This window comes from Riemerella columbipharyngis (assembly GCF_900101995.1).
Lineage (GTDB): Bacteria > Bacteroidota > Bacteroidia > Flavobacteriales > Weeksellaceae > Riemerella > Riemerella columbipharyngis.
The window spans coordinates 1-16,168 of sequence record NZ_FNAS01000021.1 but is presented as its reverse complement, the minus strand read 5'-3'; the positions used below and the strand labels follow the sequence as shown (position 1 = coordinate 16,168).

Below are 16,168 nucleotides of genomic sequence, written 5' to 3'. Positions count from 1 at the left end.
AATTCGGAAATCTATAAAAAGTAAAAATAATATGTCAACTTATGTGGTAGTCGGTCTTCAGTACGGAGATGAGGGTAAAGGTAAAATTACAGATGTACTCTCTGCGAAATCAGATTATGTAGTTCGTTTTCAGGGAGGAAATAATGCCGGGCATACGGTGTATGTAGGCGAGCATAAATTCGTCTTGTCTCTATTGCCGTCGGGGGTATTACAGTGCAAAGGTAAGTGTATGATAGCCAATGGAGTGGTGGTAGATCCAAAAGCTTTTATCTCGGAAATCGAAAAGATAGAAGAAAAAGGAATGAGTACAGACCATGTATTCATCAGCCGCAGAGCTCATGTTATTATGCCGTATCATATCCTTTTGGATACTTACCGCGAGGCAGAGCTGCATGGGGATAAGCAAATAGGAACGACTAAGAGAGGGATAGGACCTTGCTACGAAGACAAAATCGCGCGTGTGGGAATTAGAATGATAGACCTTCTAAACCCAGAAGTTCTTAAAGAAAAAATACAAACCAATCTAAAACTTAAAAATGCCCTTTTTGAAAAATATTATGGAAAACCGGTTTTAGATTTTGATGAAATATACAATGAATATCTGGCGATAGGCGAAAAACTGAAACACCGCATCGTAGATACGGAATTAGAGCTGAATGAAGCCATAAAAGCAGGAAAAAACATTTTGTTTGAAGGGGCTCAGGCACTAATGCTGGATATTGATTTTGGAACATATCCATTTGTTACTTCGTCGTCTCCATCTACTGGTGGAGTATGTACAGGTGCAGGCGTACCGCCTACGGCATTGCAAAACCTTATAGGGGTAGCAAAGGCTTATACCACGAGAGTGGGGAATGGGCCTTTCCCTACGGAGTTGCACGATGAATTAGGCGAACAAATCCGAAAAGTGGGCTTTGAGTTTGGAGCGGTAACAGGACGCCCGAGAAGAACAGGTTGGCTGGATTTGGTTTCTCTGAAACACGCTTGTATGATTAACGGAATCAATAATCTGGTGATTACAAAATTAGATGTCCTTACGGGGCTAAAAACTATTAAAGTAGCCACTAAATATAAGACTGAAGACGGAAAAATCATAGACTACTTTACTTCTTCTACCACCAAGCTCTACAAGTACGAGCCTATCTACGAAGAATTGGAAGGGTGGACAGAGGATATTACCAATGCGAGAAGCTACGATGAACTGCCAGAGAATGCTCGTAGATATATAGAATTTATAGAAAACTATTTGGGTATCAATGTCTATCTGGTGTCTGTAGGGCCGGAGAGAACACAGAATATCATCAGAAAAGAATTATTTTAGAACAATTGAAAATAGACAAATATTATCCACAATTTTAGAAAGATTGTGGATAATATTTTTAATATATAAAACATTGTTAATCAGTAATTTGTTTTATTTTTCTGTTTTGGGAGATGGATAAAATTAAAAAAGTCGTATTTTTGGGAATTAAATGAAACTTATGGGTAAAGTAATAGGTGTAGCTAATCAGAAAGGAGGAGTAGGAAAAACCACTACTTCGGTTAATCTTGCTGCAGCATTAGGAATCTTAGAAAAAAAAGTACTGATTATAGATGCAGATCCTCAAGCTAATGCCACTTCTGGTTTAGGCATAGAGGAGGTGCATTGTTCTACATACAATCTTCTGGAACATAGTGTGTCGGCAGCAGAATGTATACTGCCTACGGGCTCGCCCAATCTGAGTATTATCCCGTCTCATATAGACTTGGTGGCAGCCGAAATAGAGCTGGTAGATAAAGATAGACGGGAATATATGCTGAAAGAATCTTTATCAAAAATTAAAGACCAATACGACTATATCATTATCGATTGTGCACCGAGTCTGGGACTTATTACCGTAAATGCCCTTACGGCGGCAGATTCTGTGATTATCCCGATACAGTGTGAGTATTATGCTTTGGAAGGGCTGGGTAAACTACTGAATACCATTAAGACTATCCAGAATATACACAATCCTAATTTAGATATAGAGGGGCTTCTGCTAACTTTGTATGATGGGCGTTTAAGGCTTTCTAATCAAGTGATAGAAGAGGTGCATACCCATTTTCCGGATATGGTTTTTGAAACCATTATCAATAGAAATGTAAGGCTGAGCGAAGCACCGAGTTTTGGAGAGAGTATTCTTCAGTACGATGCCGAGAGTAAAGGTGCTATCCAATATATACAGTTGGCAGAAGAAGTTTTGTTAAAAAATGAAAAGGTGTAATGATCTTATAAAACCGACAAAATGAAAGATAAAAAAAGAGCAATGGGCAGAGGTTTGGGAGCAATACTGAATGCAGAGAAAAAAGCCGCAATAAATACTGCTACTGATGAAGGAGCACGTCATATTATGGGTAATGTTTTAGAAATCAATATAGAAGATATTTACCCAAATCCTAATCAACCAAGGACTTATTTTGATGAGAATGCTTTGGAGCAGTTGTCTCAGTCTATTAAGAATTTAGGCGTTATCCAGCCTATTACCCTTAGGAAAGATGGCGATAAGTTTGAGATTATCTCTGGAGAAAGGCGTTACCGTGCTTCCAAAAAAGCAGGACTGAAAACCATACCTGCCTACATTCGTTTGGTAAATGACCAAGAATTGCTGGAGATGGCTTTGGTAGAGAATATCCAGCGTGAGGATTTAGATGCTATAGAAGTAGCCCTCACTTACCAAAGACTTATCGACGAGATAGGGATGACGCAGGACAATCTCAGCCAAAGAATAGGGAAGGAAAGGAGTACGATTACCAATGCTTTACGTTTGCTAAGACTTTCTCCTGAAGTGCAAGATGCAATTAGAAACGGTACTATTTCCGCGGGACACGGCAGGGCGATTATCAGTTTGCCGACAGAAGAGCTGCAAAATACTCTTTTCAGGAAAATTGTTAGCGAAAAACTGAATGTCCGCCAATCCGAAGTTTTGGCAAGTAAACTGAAAGTTCCGTCTGAGATGAAACCTAAAATGCCTATAGAACTCCCTATCAGACTTAGAAAAACCCAAAAATCACTTTCGGACATTCTTAATGTGGAAGTCAATATTAAAGCTTCTAAAAATGGGAAAAAGGGAAAAATAGTTTTAGATTTTAAGGACGAAGAAGAGTTGGAGCGAATCCTTGCTGCATTTGAAAAAATAGATTGATTTTGAGACTCTTTGTTATTATAGCATTGTTGTTTTGTGTGGGTGTATCGGGACAGGTAGTGCCTACGGACAGCCTGCGAAAAGACAGCGTGAGTACAGAGCAGAAACTGCTTAGAAATATAGAAAAATACAACGCTCCGAAAAAAATAAAGCATTTTAATCCTACGGAAGCGGGGCTTTATTCTGCGGTATTACCTGGTTTCGGGCAGTATTACAATCGTAAATATTGGAAAATTCCTATCGTATGGGGAGTCATAGGTACGGGGGTGGGCATTGCTGTTTGGAACCAAAAGCAGTACCGTCGCTATCGCAATGCTTTTATCGCTGAGCTAAATCATCAGACACACGAATTTTCGGGGATTAGCGGTGTGGATGCCGAAGTGCTTGGGAATATTCAGGATAGAGCAAAAAGACAGAGGGACTATGCCATTGCCATCACTGCCGGAATTTACATTCTGAATATAGTAGATGCCATAGTAGATGCCCATCTCTATGCTCAAAGACACGATTCTGATTTAGCTATAGCTCCTGTGGTTATCAATAATCAATGGGAGGCTAATGGTGCAAAAGCAGGACTGTCATTAAACTTTAGATTTTAACATATATAGATATGAAAATAGCATTAGTAGGCTACGGAAAAATGGGAAAAATCATCGATGAAATCGCGGTGCAGCGAGGGCATCAGATAGTGGCAAGACTCAACGAAACCCCTACGGCGGAAACACTTGGTAACCCCGATGTGGTCATAGAGTTTTCTAATCCCAAAGCAGCTTTTGATAATATAAAAACTTGTCTGGAACTAAAACTTCCCGTGGTGAGCGGGACTACGGGCTGGCTTACTCAAAAACAAGAGATAGAGCAATTGGCTTTGGCTAATGATACGGCATTTTTGTATGGCTCTAATTTTAGTTTGGGCGTTAATCTTTTTTTTGAGCTTAATGAAAAATTGGCACAATTGATGAAAAACTTCGGCGAATATTCTTGCCAATTGGAAGAGATTCATCATACCCACAAAAAAGATGCCCCGAGCGGCACGGCCATTACGATAGCGGAAGGCATCATTAGAAATACTGATTTTGAAGCGTGGAAACTTGACGAAACCAAAGGTAAAGAGCTGGGGATTTTTGCGATTAGGCAAGATGAAGTACCCGGAACACATTCTGTTTTTTACCGCTCTGAGGTAGATGAAATTGAGATTAAACATACGGCATTTAGCAGAAAAGGATTTGCACTGGGGGCGGTAATCTCTGCGGAATGGATTCTCGGCAAGAAAGGGAATTTCAGCGTACGCGATGTGCTGTTTGGATAGGATGTAACATATACTTAACGATAAAGACTAACTTATAAAAAAAACGGTTATGGATTATATATTAAAATATACTTTTTATGTCTTGGTACTTTCTGTACTCATGGGAGTATCTACATGGAAGCTTTATAAAAAAATGGGGTATAATCCTTTATTTTCTTTTATCCCTTTTTACAATTATTATATTATATTGAAAGAAGTCGGGCGTCCTAAATGGTGGGCTGCACTCAGCTATCTGCCGATAGCAGGTCTCGTTATGATGACGGTTTTCCATTTGTTTTTAATGAGGAAATTTTCAAAACATTCCTTAGGGGATAAGCTTTTGACGGTACTTCTGCCCTTTATATATCTTGCTATTGTCAATTATTCCGATAAAGCAGAGTTAGACAAAGGTGAAGACGAGCTTTATCTCACGGAAGAAGAAAAAAAAGAACGAAAGAAAGAAACATTTATTGGTTCGGTAACTTTTGCAATTGTTTTTGCCACAGTGATACATACCTTTATTACACAGCCATTTGGTATTCCCACGGGCTCTATGGAACGGACGCTCTTGGTGGGAGATTTTCTTTTCGTTAATAAATTGGGGCTTGGGTATAGAATGCCTATGCGTCCGTTGGCACTGCCTTTTATGCAAAGTACTATTATGGATACCGGCAAAAAAGGTAATCCCAAAGACGACCCAAAATCTTATGTAAATGCCGTTCAGCTACCTTACTTCCGTTTGCCGGGCTGGGATGTTCTGAAAAGAAAAGATATCGTGGTGTTTAACTATCCAAGAGACTCCGTAAATACGGCAATTGATAGGAAAGACCCTTATGTAAAGAGATGCGTGGCAGTAAGTGGCGATACGGTGGAGATGAAAGCAGGAAGGCTTTTCGTAAATGGAAAGCAAGAGCAGCTAATGGGCGATCAGGAATTGCAGCACTCGTATTTGGTTTATACGACTCAAGAGCTTGATGTTAATGATTTGTGGAACAGACTATGTTATTTGCCGCTTCAAGAGCAGCAGCTTCCTAATGGCGGATATGTTTATCAGTTTCAGGGATTGACGGATAAGTTGCTCAATGAAATTAAAGAACTACCGGAGTTTGTAAAAGCAGAAGAAGTGATTTCGCCCAAAGGAGAAAAAACCATTTCTTACTTTAATCCTCAAAGGACAAAAATAGACACCGCACAGAGTATTTTTCCTATTAACAAAAACTGGAACCCGGACTGGTACGGCCCGCTTAGAATTCCTAAAAAAGGCGATGTGGTACATCTTACTATGGATAATCTGCCAGAGTACCAGTGGATAATCTCTCAATATGAGCATAATAAACTGGAGCTAAGAGACGGGAAAATTTTCATCAATGGAAAACCTGCGGATACCTATACGATTAAACAAAATTATTATTTTATGATGGGGGACAATCGCGATGCCTCTTTGGATTCAAGGTTTTTTGGTTTTGTACCAGAAGAGAATATCTTAGGTAAACCGATGTTTACTTGGATGAGTGTTCAGGGGGTTTTTGATCCCGGTCCGAAAAAAATAAGATGGGACAGGATGTTTAAGGCAACCAATACGGGAGAAGCTAATAAAACTTCTTATTGGTGGATAGCTGTTATTATTTTGGTGCTATTCTTTGGTTGGGATAATATTATGAAGTATTTCAGAAAGAAAAAAGATTAAATAAAACGTCGGAATAATACGCTATTTTAGAACTTATGAAATTATTACCTGTGTTTTATATGCCACCTATTTCTTGGATGGCAGAATTTCTATCCGCAGAAAATGCCGTGATAGAGCAATGCGAGAATTTTCCCAAACAGACCTATAGAAACAGAGCAAATATCTATGGTGCAAACGGGAAACTTTCGCTCATTATCCCCATTCATCACAATAGAAAAAGAGTGATGCGAGATATAGAGATATCTTATGCAGAAAATTGGCAAAGTCTTCATTGGAAGTCCATTAAGACGGCTTATCAAACTTCTCCTTATTTTGAATATTACGAAGATGCTTTGGCACCGATGTTTCAAGACAGAGAAAAGTTTTTGGTGGATTTTAATCTCAGAACATTAGAAGTTTTTCAGAAGATACTGAAAACAGAGCAATCTTTTTCGCTCTCCCGGTCTTACGAAACGGATTTTGAAGGGGTGGATTTTAGAAACTCTTTTTCTGCAAAGTCAGAGTCCGCGTATGAGCTGGACGAGTATTATCAGACCTTTTCGGATAAGTTGGGCTTTATAAAAGATTTATCTATTTTGGATTTAATTTGTAACAAAGGCCCCGAAAGTCAGACCTATATAAGGAATAATATAAGAAAACTATAAACAAAATTGTGGTAAAGACTATTGCTAAATTATTCTTTTTTCTGGGCACTTTTATTGTTATTCAAGCTCAAGATTTTACCATCGTTCCGCTTGGGGTAAGAGGTGGTTTGCAAGAAGGCAATATGAGCAGCTATTTGATTACGGCAAATCGTGAGAAAGGTTATCTCTGCCTTGATGCCGGCACGCTCTATACAGGGGCTTCTAAGTTGGTTGGGAAAGGTGATGCTGCAGCCTTTTTTATAAAGAATGAAATAAAGGCGTATTATATATCTCATCCTCATTTTGACCACATTGCGGGGCTGGTCATCAATTCGCCCATTGACAAAAAGAAAAAAATATACACTACTTCTTATGTTATAAAAAGTTTTAAGAAAGATATTTTCAATGGGGTTACATGGGCTAATTTTGGTAATGAGGGAGCAGAGCCGGTTTTGTCAAAGTATGAATATGTAAATACCGACGGAGGACAGTGGTTTGACTTAAGCGATTTAAGTCTCAGTATTAAGTCTTTTTCTCTGAGCCACGACGGAATAGGCAAAAGCTCGGGAGTTTTAATAAAGAACAAAAAAGAAAATTATTTCTTGTATTTAGGAGATACGGGTGCCGACAAAATAGAGCATTCTACGGAACTAAAATCTCTATGGGAAAATGTTTCGGCTTTGGTGAAGAATAAGCAGCTGAAAGGTATTGCGATAGAGTGTTCTTTTGATGACCATCAGCCGGAAAATTTACTTTTCGGGCATTTTACTCCAAATCTTTTGTATGGAGAACTTTCAAATTTGGAAAGACTTTCGGGAGGGGATTTGAACGGACTGAAAATCATCATTACCCATATTAAACCTAAAAAGGATATCGTAAAGACGATTAAAAAGGAATTGAAAGAAAAATTCAAACATAAAAATGTAGAAATAATTATAGCTAAACAAGGAAAATATATAAATTTATAAGATATGAAAAAAATAATTGTAGCCGCTCTTTTCTTATCAGGACTGAGCTGTGTTTTCGGACAAGAGGAACACGACAGAGCTTTGGAAACTTGGTATCACAACGATTTTGCCAAAACGAATGTTTATGGTATTAATACTGAAAATGCATATAAATTTTTGGAGTCTAAGGGGCTAAAACCTCGTACGGTAGTAGTAGGTGTTTTGGATAGTGGCGTACAAGTAGATCACCCGGGATTGGTAAACAATATCTGGACAAACCCGAACGAAGTTCCAAATAATGGTATTGATGATGACCACAATGGGCATATAGATGATATTCATGGCTGGAACTTTATTGGAGGTAAAAATGGAAATGTAGGTACGGATAATCTTGAGGTAACAAGAGTTGTAAGAAAGTACAAACCTGTTTTTGAAGGAACAGATGCCGCACAAAATAAGGCTAATCAAAGTAAAATGCCGGAAGAGTTTGAGATGTATATGAAGTCCAAAAAAAAATTTGAAGAAGGAAAAATAGAAGCAGAGCAAAACTACCAGCATTATAAAGCTTTCAAGGAAAAAATTCCGGGTATTATCGCAATGATGGGAGGTAAGCCTCTTGATACAAAGTATTTAGAAACTATTAAGCCCCAAAATAAAGAAGAAGCAGTGTATTTGACTACTTTAATTATGATGGCAGAAAGTGATGGTATTAAAGTGAAAGGAAAAACACCGGAAGAAATTAAATCTATGCTTTCCAAAGAAGTAGATTCTGCACTTAAATATTTTGAACCTCAGATTAAGTATCAATACAATCTTGATTTTGACTCAAGAGAATCTATTGTAGGAGACAACTACGATGATTATAACGAGTCTAATTATGGTAACAATGATTACGAAGGTCTGAACGCAGAACATGGTACACATGTGGCGGGTATTATAGCAGGGCTTCCTCAGGGTAATGAAATTCAGTACGGGGTAGCAGATAAAGTTGCGAAAATTATGGTGGTAAGAGCTGTACCAGACGGAGATGAGAGAGATAAGGATGTGGCTAATGCTATCCGCTATGCCGTGGACAATGGTGCGAAGATCCTTAATATGAGTTTCGGTAAACCGGTTTCGCCAGGTAAAAAATATGTTTGGGATGCTATCAAATATGCACAAGACAAAGGTGTTCTTTTGGTAAAAGCAGCGGGTAATGACAACGAGAATATAGAGGAAAATGTCTATTATCCTACAAATTTCAAAAGCCCTAAAGATGTAAAACCATTTGTGAACAATATGATAGTAGTAGGAGCAAGTACAAATGATAATGAAGATCTAAAAGCTTCTTTCTCTAACTACAACCAGAAAATGGTAAATGTTTTTGCACCGGGGACAAAAATTTATTCTACTGTACCTACTAGTAAGTATGAGTACTTACAAGGAACTTCTATGGCATCGCCTGTAGTAGCAGGTGCAGCGGCAGTTTTAAAAGCTTATATGCCAGAGCTTACACCGGCTCAGATTATAGAAGCACTTGAAAAATCAGTAAATAAATCTGCGGTAAGTGCAAATGAGAAAGATGTGCCTACACTTACTTTTGATAAACTTTCTGTAGCGGGAGGGGTTATAGATTTAGAAAAAGCGGCAGAATATGCGTATAGCCACTTCTATGCTAAAAATAATAAAGTAGAAAAAGTAAAAAAAAGATTAAAACGAAGAGCTTTTAGAAGACATTAGAATGTAATTCTATGAATTTATGAAACCCGCCAAAAGCGGGTTTTATTTTAGGTAGGAGTACCTTTTTTATTCCGCATTATAAATTAAAGAATAGAAATTGATATTTTTGTCGAATGGAAATCAATAATTGGGTTTTGGTTGTTTCATCTATTACAATTGTAAATGTTGTCATCTATTTTGTCTTCAAAAAAAAGATTTTGCAAACACCTAATGCCGGAATTAAGTTTTTGGTTATCAATCTGCCTAAGGATATAGCTTGGGTGGTATTTTCGATAATGATATTGGATAGAACTAAGGAAAACTTTTTCTTGCTGTGTATGCTGTTTTTATGGTTTTCTTTTGTGCTTTATGGGCTTATTATCAGGCTTTTAAATAATTATATTTCTAATGATGACAAAAATCAATAATTTTAATTGTTAAATTTTTGAAAAATCAATATATTTGCAAACTGATAAACTATAGATATGAACAAGAGAATTTCATCGTTATTTTTCGTGTTGTTATTTATTCTCATAGGTGGATTGGGATTTGCTCAGGAGCATCACGAAGAGACGGAGTCTGATGCGCAAGCTATCGAAAAGAAAGAAGGCTTTAGTGCTGTTAAGATGATTATGGATCACATTAGTGACTCTAACGAATGGCACATTGCTACGCTTAATGAAGGGGAGGGAGAGAACGAAAAGCACATTAGCGTACCTTTGCCAATCATTATCAAAGATAATAACGGATGGCACTTTTTCTTATCTACAGCTATAGAGCACGGACACGAACACGAGGGGTATACATTAGACAAAGAAGGACGGTTGATTTCTACAAAAAATGTGGAGCAAGCATCTTTATTTAGTTTAGTGAGTGGCAAGCAGGATTCACAGAATGTATTTTATGATTTCTCTGTTTCTAAAAATGTACTTGCGTTGTTCTTGTCTTGCATTTTTATGTTGCTTGTATTTGTAGGTATGGCGAATGGGTATAAAAAATCCCCAATGCCGAGAAATGTTTTAGCAAGACTTTTAGAGCCGATAGTGGTATTTATTAGAGACGAAGTGGCTATTCCAAATATAGGGACTAAAAAGTATAAAAGATATTTACCTTATCTATTAACTGCATTCTTCTTTATATGGTTTAATAACCTATTTGGGTTGATACCATTCTTCCCTGGTGGAGCAAATCTTACAGGAAATATAGCAGTTACAGGTGTTTTAGCAATATTTACATTGATAATTATTTTATTCAGTGCCAATAGGGACTATTGGAAGCATATTTTCTTACCGCCGGTTCCGCTTTGGCTTTATCCTATTATTGTGCCTATTGAAATTATCGGTATATTTACAAAACCATTTGCCTTGATGATGCGACTTTTTGCCAATGTAACGGCAGGACATATTATGATATTGGCAATTATTGGTTTGATATTTATTTTTGAAACAGCAGCTTTAGGATTTGCATCAGTGCCGTTGGCATTGTTTGTTTCAGTATTGGAATTATTAGTGGCTGTTCTTCAGGCTTATATCTTTACAATGTTATCTGCATTGTTTATAGGATTAGCTGTTCAAGAGCACCATCACGATGAAGCAGAATTATAAAAAAAATAAATTTTTAACTTAAATATTTTTATTATGGATTTAACAACAGGAGCAGGATTAATCTATGTAGGTATCGGTTTAGCGGTATTAGGTGTAGGACTTGGTATTGGTAAAATCGGTGGACATGCTATGGATGCTATCGCAAGACAACCAGAGCAAGCTGGTAAAATTCAAGGGGCTATGCTTATTGCTGCAGGTCTTATTGAAGGTGTAGGTCTTATTGCGATTATCTTTGGTGCGTTTATCAAGTAATCCTCTACAAAAACAAAAATCTTAGTGGTATGCGGTTGGCATACTGCTAAGATTAAAACAATCCTTAATAAATTTAATAATTTAGAAATAATAAAAGACTATGATAAATACAATAATTGAACCGGGAATTGGTTTGTTGTTTTGGATGACGCTTACTTTTGCCATCCTATTGTTCTTGTTGTCTAAATTTGCGTGGAAACCTATCATCAACGCCGTTAATGATAGAGAATCCTCTATTGTAGATGCTCTTAACCAAGCAAAACTTGCTAAAAAAGAAATGGAGCAGCTAAAAGCAGATAACGAAAGAATTATCCGTGAGGCAAAAATCGAAAGAGATGCTATCTTGAAAGAGGCTCGTGAAATCAAAGAGCGTATTGTGGGAGAAGCAAAAGATGCTGCTAAAGCAGAAGGAGATAAAATGATAGAAGCAGCGAGACAAAGTATTGCTGCAGAAAAGCAGTCGGCTATGGCAGATATCAAATCTCAAATAGGATTATTGTCTGTTAATATAGCGGAAGCTATCCTTAAACAAAAATTAGAAAATCCTGAAGCACAGAATGCTTTGGTGGATAATATGTTGAATAAGTCTAACCTTAACTAAAGAATAAATGCTGTCATCTAAATTAGCTAAAAGATACGCAAAAGGACTTTTGGACTTTACAGAAGAGTCTGCTCTTACGCCTACAGTTCTTTCTGAGATGAAAGCAATTAGTAAGGCGATGAAGGAAAATAAGCAGTTGAATCAATTTTTCACAACGCCTATTCTTGACTACAAAACCAAAATTAAAATTGCGAATGAGATATTTACAAGTTTCTCACAAGCTTCTAAAAATTTCATTAATTTGGTTATCAAGCACGGAAGAGAATCTTATCTTGGTGCCGTTGCCAAAGAATTTACCAAAATGGTAGAAGATAAAAACGGGGTTCAGAGGATTACATTATCTACGGCATCTGAGTTGTCTCAAGAAAATATTGATAAGATATTAAAGTCATCAAGTTTAGTGGATCATAATGCACCGCACGACTTGAAAACAATCGTAAATCCTGATTTATTAGGAGGATATATTTTGAGGGTCGGAGACCAGCAGCTGGACACTTCTGTGAGGACACAGCTGAATAATATTAAAAAAGAATTTCAATTGAATTAAGTATAAAATAACCATACAATGGCAGAAATAAATCCAGCAGAAGTATCTGCGATATTGAAACAGCAGTTAGCGAATTTTGATACACAGTCCAATGTGGAGGAAGTAGGAACAGTACTTCAGATTGGTGACGGTATTGCTCGTGTTTACGGGTTAGAAAATGTTCAGTACGGAGAATTGGTGAAATTTCAGAGTGGTACCGAAGGTGTCGTTCTAAACCTTGAGGAGGACAATGTAGGGGTAGCTCTACTTGGAGAATCCAAATCCGTAAAAGAAGGTGATACTGTAAAAAGAACCAACAGAATATCCTCTATCAAAGTAGGAGAGGGGCTTTTAGGCAGAGTAGTAGATACTTTGGGTAACCCTATTGACGGGAAAGGTCCTATCGGTGGAGATTTGTACGAAATGCCACTTGAAAGAAAAGCGCCAGGAGTAATCTATCGCCAGCCGGTAAATGAACCTCTTCAGACAGGTATCGTAGCGATAGACTCTATGATTCCAATTGGTAGAGGACAGAGGGAGCTTATCATTGGTGACCGCCAGACAGGTAAGACTACGGTAGCGATTGATACCATTCTTAACCAAAAAGAATTCTATGATGCAGGGAATCCTGTGTATTGTATATATGTAGCTGTAGGGCAAAAAGGTTCTACTGTAGCTCAGATTGTAAAAACATTGGAAGACAAAGGAGCGATGGCTTATACTGTAGTAGTAGCAGCTAATGCTTCCGACCCTTCGCCTATGCAGGTATATGCACCAATGGCAGGTGCGGCTATCGGAGAGTTTTTCCGTGACACAGGTCGTCCGGCTCTTATCATCTATGATGATTTATCTAAACAAGCGGTAGCTTATCGTGAGCTTTCACTTCTACTTAGAAGACCACCGGGTCGTGAGGCTTATCCTGGGGATGTATTCTACTTGCACTCAAGACTATTGGAAAGAGCTGCAAAAGTAATTGCCGATGATGATATCGCAAAACAAATGAATGACTTACCAGAGTCTTTGAAACCTATCGTAAAGGGAGGTGGTTCTCTTACTGCTTTACCAATCATTGAAACACAAGCAGGGGATGTATCTGCGTATATTCCTACCAATGTGATTTCCATTACAGACGGTCAGATATTCCTTGAGTCTGATTTGTTCAACTCTGGGGTTCGTCCGGCTATTAATGTGGGGATATCCGTATCTCGTGTGGGTGGTAATGCTCAGATTAAGTCAATGAAAAAAGTATCTGGTACGCTTAAGTTAGACCAAGCTCAATTTAAGGAATTGGAGGCTTTTGCTAAATTCGGTTCAGACTTAGATGCGGCTACATTAGCTGTAATCCAAAAAGGAGAGAAGAATGTGGAAATTCTTAAACAACCGGTAAACTCACCACTTCCGGTGGACAGCCAAGTAGCAATGATTTATGCAGGAACAGAGAATCTTTTGAGAAGCGTTCCGGTAAATAAAGTGAAAGCTTTCCAAAAAGAATATGTGGAATTCCTTAGAACAAAACACCCTGAAACTATGGCACAGATTAAGTCTGGTAAAATAGATGGGGAGATTACAAAAGTTCTAAGGCAAGCAGCAGAAGATATTGCTTCTAAATATAACTAAAAGAAACAATTCAGAGTTGGAATTAAATCTGACTCTGAATTTTGATACATAAACTTTGAAATTCAAAGAATGGCAAATTTAAAAGAAATACGAGGAAGGATAGCTTCTATCTCATCTACAATGCAAATTACAAGTGCTATGAAAATGGTTTCGGCAGCGAAATTGAAAAAAGCACAAGATGCAATTGTAATGTTAAGACCTTACTCTGAAAAATTGCAGGAAATTATAGAGAATGTTAATTCCAGTTCCGATCCGGATCAGATTTCTGTTTATGCACAAAAGAGAGAAGTTAAGAGGATACTTTATATCCCAATTTCTTCTAATAGAGGATTAGCAGGAGCGTTTAATTCGGCTATTATCAAAGAATTAAGGAGCCAGATGTCAAACGCACACGCAGATGTGGAAGTACTTACAATAGGTAAAAAAGTCTATGATGCAGTAAAACGCTCTGGAAAGGTTTATGGTAACCAAAGCGAGCTTTATGACAGTCTTACCTTTGAAAATGTTTCTAATGTGGTTTACGATGTGATGAGAGATTTTCTTGATGGCAAGTTTGATGAAGTTCATTTGATTTATAATAAGTTCATCAATGCCGCTACTCAAGAAGTAAAAGTAGAGCAGCTGCTGCCTATTTCTATAAGAGAAAATGATAGTGAGGAACGCACTGTAGAAACCGATTATATTTTTGAGCCGGATAAAAATGAGATTTTGGATGTTCTTATTCCTAAATCTATAAAAACCCAAGTTTTTAAAGCTGTTTTAGATTCTGTAGCTTCTGAACATGGTGCTCGTATGACGGCGATGCATAAAGCGACAGACAATGCACAGGCTCTTAAAAACGAATTGGTTATTTACTATAACAAAGCTCGTCAAGCAGCTATTACAAATGAAATTTTGGAAATTGTTTCCGGTGCAGAAGCACTTAAGAATGGTTAATCGTTAGAATGTAATTTATTTTAACATTATAATGAGCCGCCTCTTTTTAGGGCGGTTTTTTTGTTATAGCTTTTCTTTTTTAGTAAAACTACACTATGTTTTAGATATGATTTTGTTAGCGGGTATTGGTTCTCTAATTATGAAATAAAGTATTTAAGTTCAAATAGAAAAAGCGACAAACAGAATAAAATCTTTCTTTTATTTAAGAATCATCTCTTAAATAAAACAAAAAGTCTTTATATGTTTGACCTTTATTTTCCAAACAAAAAATAACAATGGGTCAATTAACTTTAGTACAAAGATACGTATTAAAAGCTTATTTGGAATGTGGAAAATTCAAAACTGAAATTAAGCGTTCATAGGGGTACTATTAAAAAGTTGGAAAAATAGAAGTTATATCCCAAAATATGTACAGTAGCTTGAAAATGAGAGAAAAAAGGTTGGGGCACTCTATAATTTTACTTCAATAATTAGTATCTGCAATTATTTTTTTGTTAATAGCAAATCATATATTATTTCATCTTTTATATCATCATCGTCATAATATCCTTCAAAAGATAATTTCAAATGGTTACTATCATTATATAAAATTCTGTATAATATATCTTCATTATCATACTTACATAAGATTGTTTTTTCTTTTTCATTTAAAGTTCAATAAAAATCATTAGTAATTGTTAGAAGAAGTCTCTAAAGAAACTCGTTTTTCTTCTTCTACATTATTCACCCAAAAACTTATTCTGTTATTTTTTCTACAGTCGTTATTATATATAATAGTAGTATCTTCTCTACCTGCTCCATATTTTACGATTACTCTTAAAAGTATACTTTATTTTCAAAATTTGATTTTAGTGATATTTGCTTTTTACTTCCACTATCTCTTTTACAAGCCACTAGGAATAATACTCCCAATCCTAATAAAATAATATTTTTTTCATAGTCTTTTATATTTTAATATTGTTTCTCTTTTTACACTTGTATTTTATATTCAACATAATTTAAACAGCTTTTTTGTATCAATTTTTACAGACAAAAGTACAAATTTTTATCTCTGTTATTGTACCTAAATTTATATTTCTTTAGATAGTAATAAAATTTGTGTTTATGAATACCTCTAAACCGAGACAACTGCACCTTACAAAGCCTCCAAAGTTTTCTATTCGATTGATATAATTTCATCCCAAAGCAAATTCATTATCATTATACTTAATATGATAATGCTTCT

16 protein-coding genes and 1 pseudogene are annotated in these 16,168 nt (G+C 36.6%); 16 read left to right on the top strand and 1 reads right to left on the bottom strand.

The genetic code is table 11. The features are described 5' to 3' along the window. The first annotated feature begins 31 nt into the window (after positions 1-31). From BLS89_RS09390 to atpG, 16 genes are all read left to right on the top strand, one after another. Positions 32-1,321 carry an adenylosuccinate synthase gene (locus BLS89_RS09390; RefSeq protein WP_092737817.1) on the top strand — a complete coding sequence of 430 codons (1,290 nt, stop codon included), beginning with the start codon at positions 32-34 and terminating at the stop codon, positions 1,319-1,321. 160 nt (positions 1,322-1,481) lie between these two features. Beyond that, positions 1,482-2,246, top strand: a complete 765-nt coding sequence (locus BLS89_RS09385; protein ID WP_092737815.1) for a ParA family protein — start codon at positions 1,482-1,484, stop codon at positions 2,244-2,246. A gap of 21 nt (positions 2,247-2,267) precedes the next feature. Beyond that, positions 2,268-3,164, top strand: coding sequence for a ParB/RepB/Spo0J family partition protein (locus BLS89_RS09380; protein ID WP_092737813.1), 897 nt, complete (start codon positions 2,268-2,270; stop codon positions 3,162-3,164). Positions 3,165-3,223: 59 nt separating this feature from the next. After that, a complete protein-coding gene (locus BLS89_RS09375; RefSeq protein ID WP_245688980.1) occupies positions 3,224-3,763 on the top strand; it encodes a DUF5683 domain-containing protein in 540 nt (179 codons plus the stop codon). A gap of 11 nt (positions 3,764-3,774) precedes the next feature. Then, the gene (gene dapB, locus BLS89_RS09370; protein ID WP_092737809.1) at positions 3,775-4,473 is read left to right on the top strand and encodes a 4-hydroxy-tetrahydrodipicolinate reductase; all 699 of its coding nucleotides are present in this window, start codon (positions 3,775-3,777) and stop codon (positions 4,471-4,473) included. Positions 4,474-4,522: 49 nt separating this feature from the next. Then, a complete protein-coding gene (gene lepB, locus BLS89_RS09365) occupies positions 4,523-6,139 on the top strand; it encodes a signal peptidase I (RefSeq protein WP_092737807.1) in 1,617 nt (538 codons plus the stop codon). 35 nt (positions 6,140-6,174) lie between these two features. Next, positions 6,175-6,783 (top strand): WbqC family protein, encoded by a 609-nt coding sequence (locus BLS89_RS09360; RefSeq protein WP_092737805.1) that lies wholly within the window; start codon positions 6,175-6,177, stop codon positions 6,781-6,783. An 8-nt stretch (positions 6,784-6,791) separates the two neighbouring features. Further along, complete coding sequence (locus BLS89_RS09355) at positions 6,792-7,730, top strand: MBL fold metallo-hydrolase (protein WP_092737803.1); 939 nt, start codon at positions 6,792-6,794, stop codon at positions 7,728-7,730. A 3-nt stretch (positions 7,731-7,733) separates the two neighbouring features. Then, on the top strand, positions 7,734-9,428 hold the full coding sequence (locus tag BLS89_RS09350) for a S8 family serine peptidase (protein WP_092737801.1): 1,695 nt from the start codon (positions 7,734-7,736) through the stop codon (positions 9,426-9,428). Positions 9,429-9,541: 113 nt separating this feature from the next. Then, positions 9,542-9,835 carry a hypothetical protein gene (locus tag BLS89_RS09345; RefSeq protein ID WP_092737799.1) on the top strand — a complete coding sequence of 98 codons (294 nt, stop codon included), beginning with the start codon at positions 9,542-9,544 and terminating at the stop codon, positions 9,833-9,835. A 57-nt stretch (positions 9,836-9,892) separates the two neighbouring features. Next, positions 9,893-11,011 (top strand): F0F1 ATP synthase subunit A, encoded by a 1,119-nt coding sequence (gene atpB, locus BLS89_RS09340; RefSeq protein ID WP_092737797.1) that lies wholly within the window; start codon positions 9,893-9,895, stop codon positions 11,009-11,011. A gap of 33 nt (positions 11,012-11,044) precedes the next feature. Further along, on the top strand, positions 11,045-11,263 hold the full coding sequence (gene atpE / locus BLS89_RS09335) for an ATP synthase F0 subunit C (protein WP_092737795.1): 219 nt from the start codon (positions 11,045-11,047) through the stop codon (positions 11,261-11,263). Between the two features lie 100 nt (positions 11,264-11,363). Then, positions 11,364-11,864 carry a F0F1 ATP synthase subunit B gene (locus BLS89_RS09330; RefSeq protein WP_092737793.1) on the top strand — a complete coding sequence of 167 codons (501 nt, stop codon included), beginning with the start codon at positions 11,364-11,366 and terminating at the stop codon, positions 11,862-11,864. 7 nt (positions 11,865-11,871) lie between these two features. Beyond that, positions 11,872-12,411 (top strand): ATP synthase F1 subunit delta, encoded by a 540-nt coding sequence (gene atpH / locus BLS89_RS09325; protein ID WP_092737791.1) that lies wholly within the window; start codon positions 11,872-11,874, stop codon positions 12,409-12,411. A gap of 18 nt (positions 12,412-12,429) precedes the next feature. Further along, positions 12,430-14,007 (top strand): F0F1 ATP synthase subunit alpha, encoded by a 1,578-nt coding sequence (gene atpA / locus BLS89_RS09320; RefSeq protein ID WP_092737789.1) that lies wholly within the window; start codon positions 12,430-12,432, stop codon positions 14,005-14,007. Positions 14,008-14,076: 69 nt separating this feature from the next. Then, complete coding sequence (gene atpG / locus BLS89_RS09315; protein WP_092737787.1) at positions 14,077-14,943, top strand: ATP synthase F1 subunit gamma; 867 nt, start codon at positions 14,077-14,079, stop codon at positions 14,941-14,943. Between the two features lie 1,023 nt (positions 14,944-15,966). On the opposite strand, the pseudogene BLS89_RS11130 reads toward atpG, so the two are convergent. Then, positions 15,967-16,168 (bottom strand): annotated as a pseudogene (locus BLS89_RS11130) (IS1595-like element ISIse1 family transposase); the annotation flags it as partial.

Excerpts from the sequence above, each read along its gene's own strand:
- BLS89_RS09390 (WP_092737817.1), top strand. The coding sequence starts at position 32 with ATGTCAACTTATGTGGTAGTCGGTCTTCAGTACGGAGATGAGGGTAAA.
- BLS89_RS09385 (WP_092737815.1), top strand. The coding sequence starts at position 1,482 with ATGGGTAAAGTAATAGGTGTAGCTAATCAGAAAGGAGGAGTAGGAAAA.
- BLS89_RS09380 (WP_092737813.1), top strand. The coding sequence starts at position 2,268 with ATGAAAGATAAAAAAAGAGCAATGGGCAGAGGTTTGGGAGCAATACTG.
- dapB (WP_092737809.1), top strand. The coding sequence starts at position 3,775 with ATGAAAATAGCATTAGTAGGCTACGGAAAAATGGGAAAAATCATCGAT.
- lepB (WP_092737807.1), top strand. The coding sequence starts at position 4,523 with ATGGATTATATATTAAAATATACTTTTTATGTCTTGGTACTTTCTGTA.
- BLS89_RS09360 (WP_092737805.1), top strand. The coding sequence starts at position 6,175 with ATGAAATTATTACCTGTGTTTTATATGCCACCTATTTCTTGGATGGCA.
- BLS89_RS09350 (WP_092737801.1), top strand. The coding sequence starts at position 7,734 with ATGAAAAAAATAATTGTAGCCGCTCTTTTCTTATCAGGACTGAGCTGT.
- BLS89_RS09345 (WP_092737799.1), top strand. The coding sequence starts at position 9,542 with ATGGAAATCAATAATTGGGTTTTGGTTGTTTCATCTATTACAATTGTA.
- atpB (WP_092737797.1), top strand. The coding sequence starts at position 9,893 with ATGAACAAGAGAATTTCATCGTTATTTTTCGTGTTGTTATTTATTCTC.
- atpE (WP_092737795.1), top strand. The coding sequence starts at position 11,045 with ATGGATTTAACAACAGGAGCAGGATTAATCTATGTAGGTATCGGTTTA.
- BLS89_RS09330 (WP_092737793.1), top strand. The coding sequence starts at position 11,364 with ATGATAAATACAATAATTGAACCGGGAATTGGTTTGTTGTTTTGGATG.
- atpH (WP_092737791.1), top strand. The coding sequence starts at position 11,872 with ATGCTGTCATCTAAATTAGCTAAAAGATACGCAAAAGGACTTTTGGAC.
- atpA (WP_092737789.1), top strand. The coding sequence starts at position 12,430 with ATGGCAGAAATAAATCCAGCAGAAGTATCTGCGATATTGAAACAGCAG.
- atpG (WP_092737787.1), top strand. The coding sequence starts at position 14,077 with ATGGCAAATTTAAAAGAAATACGAGGAAGGATAGCTTCTATCTCATCT.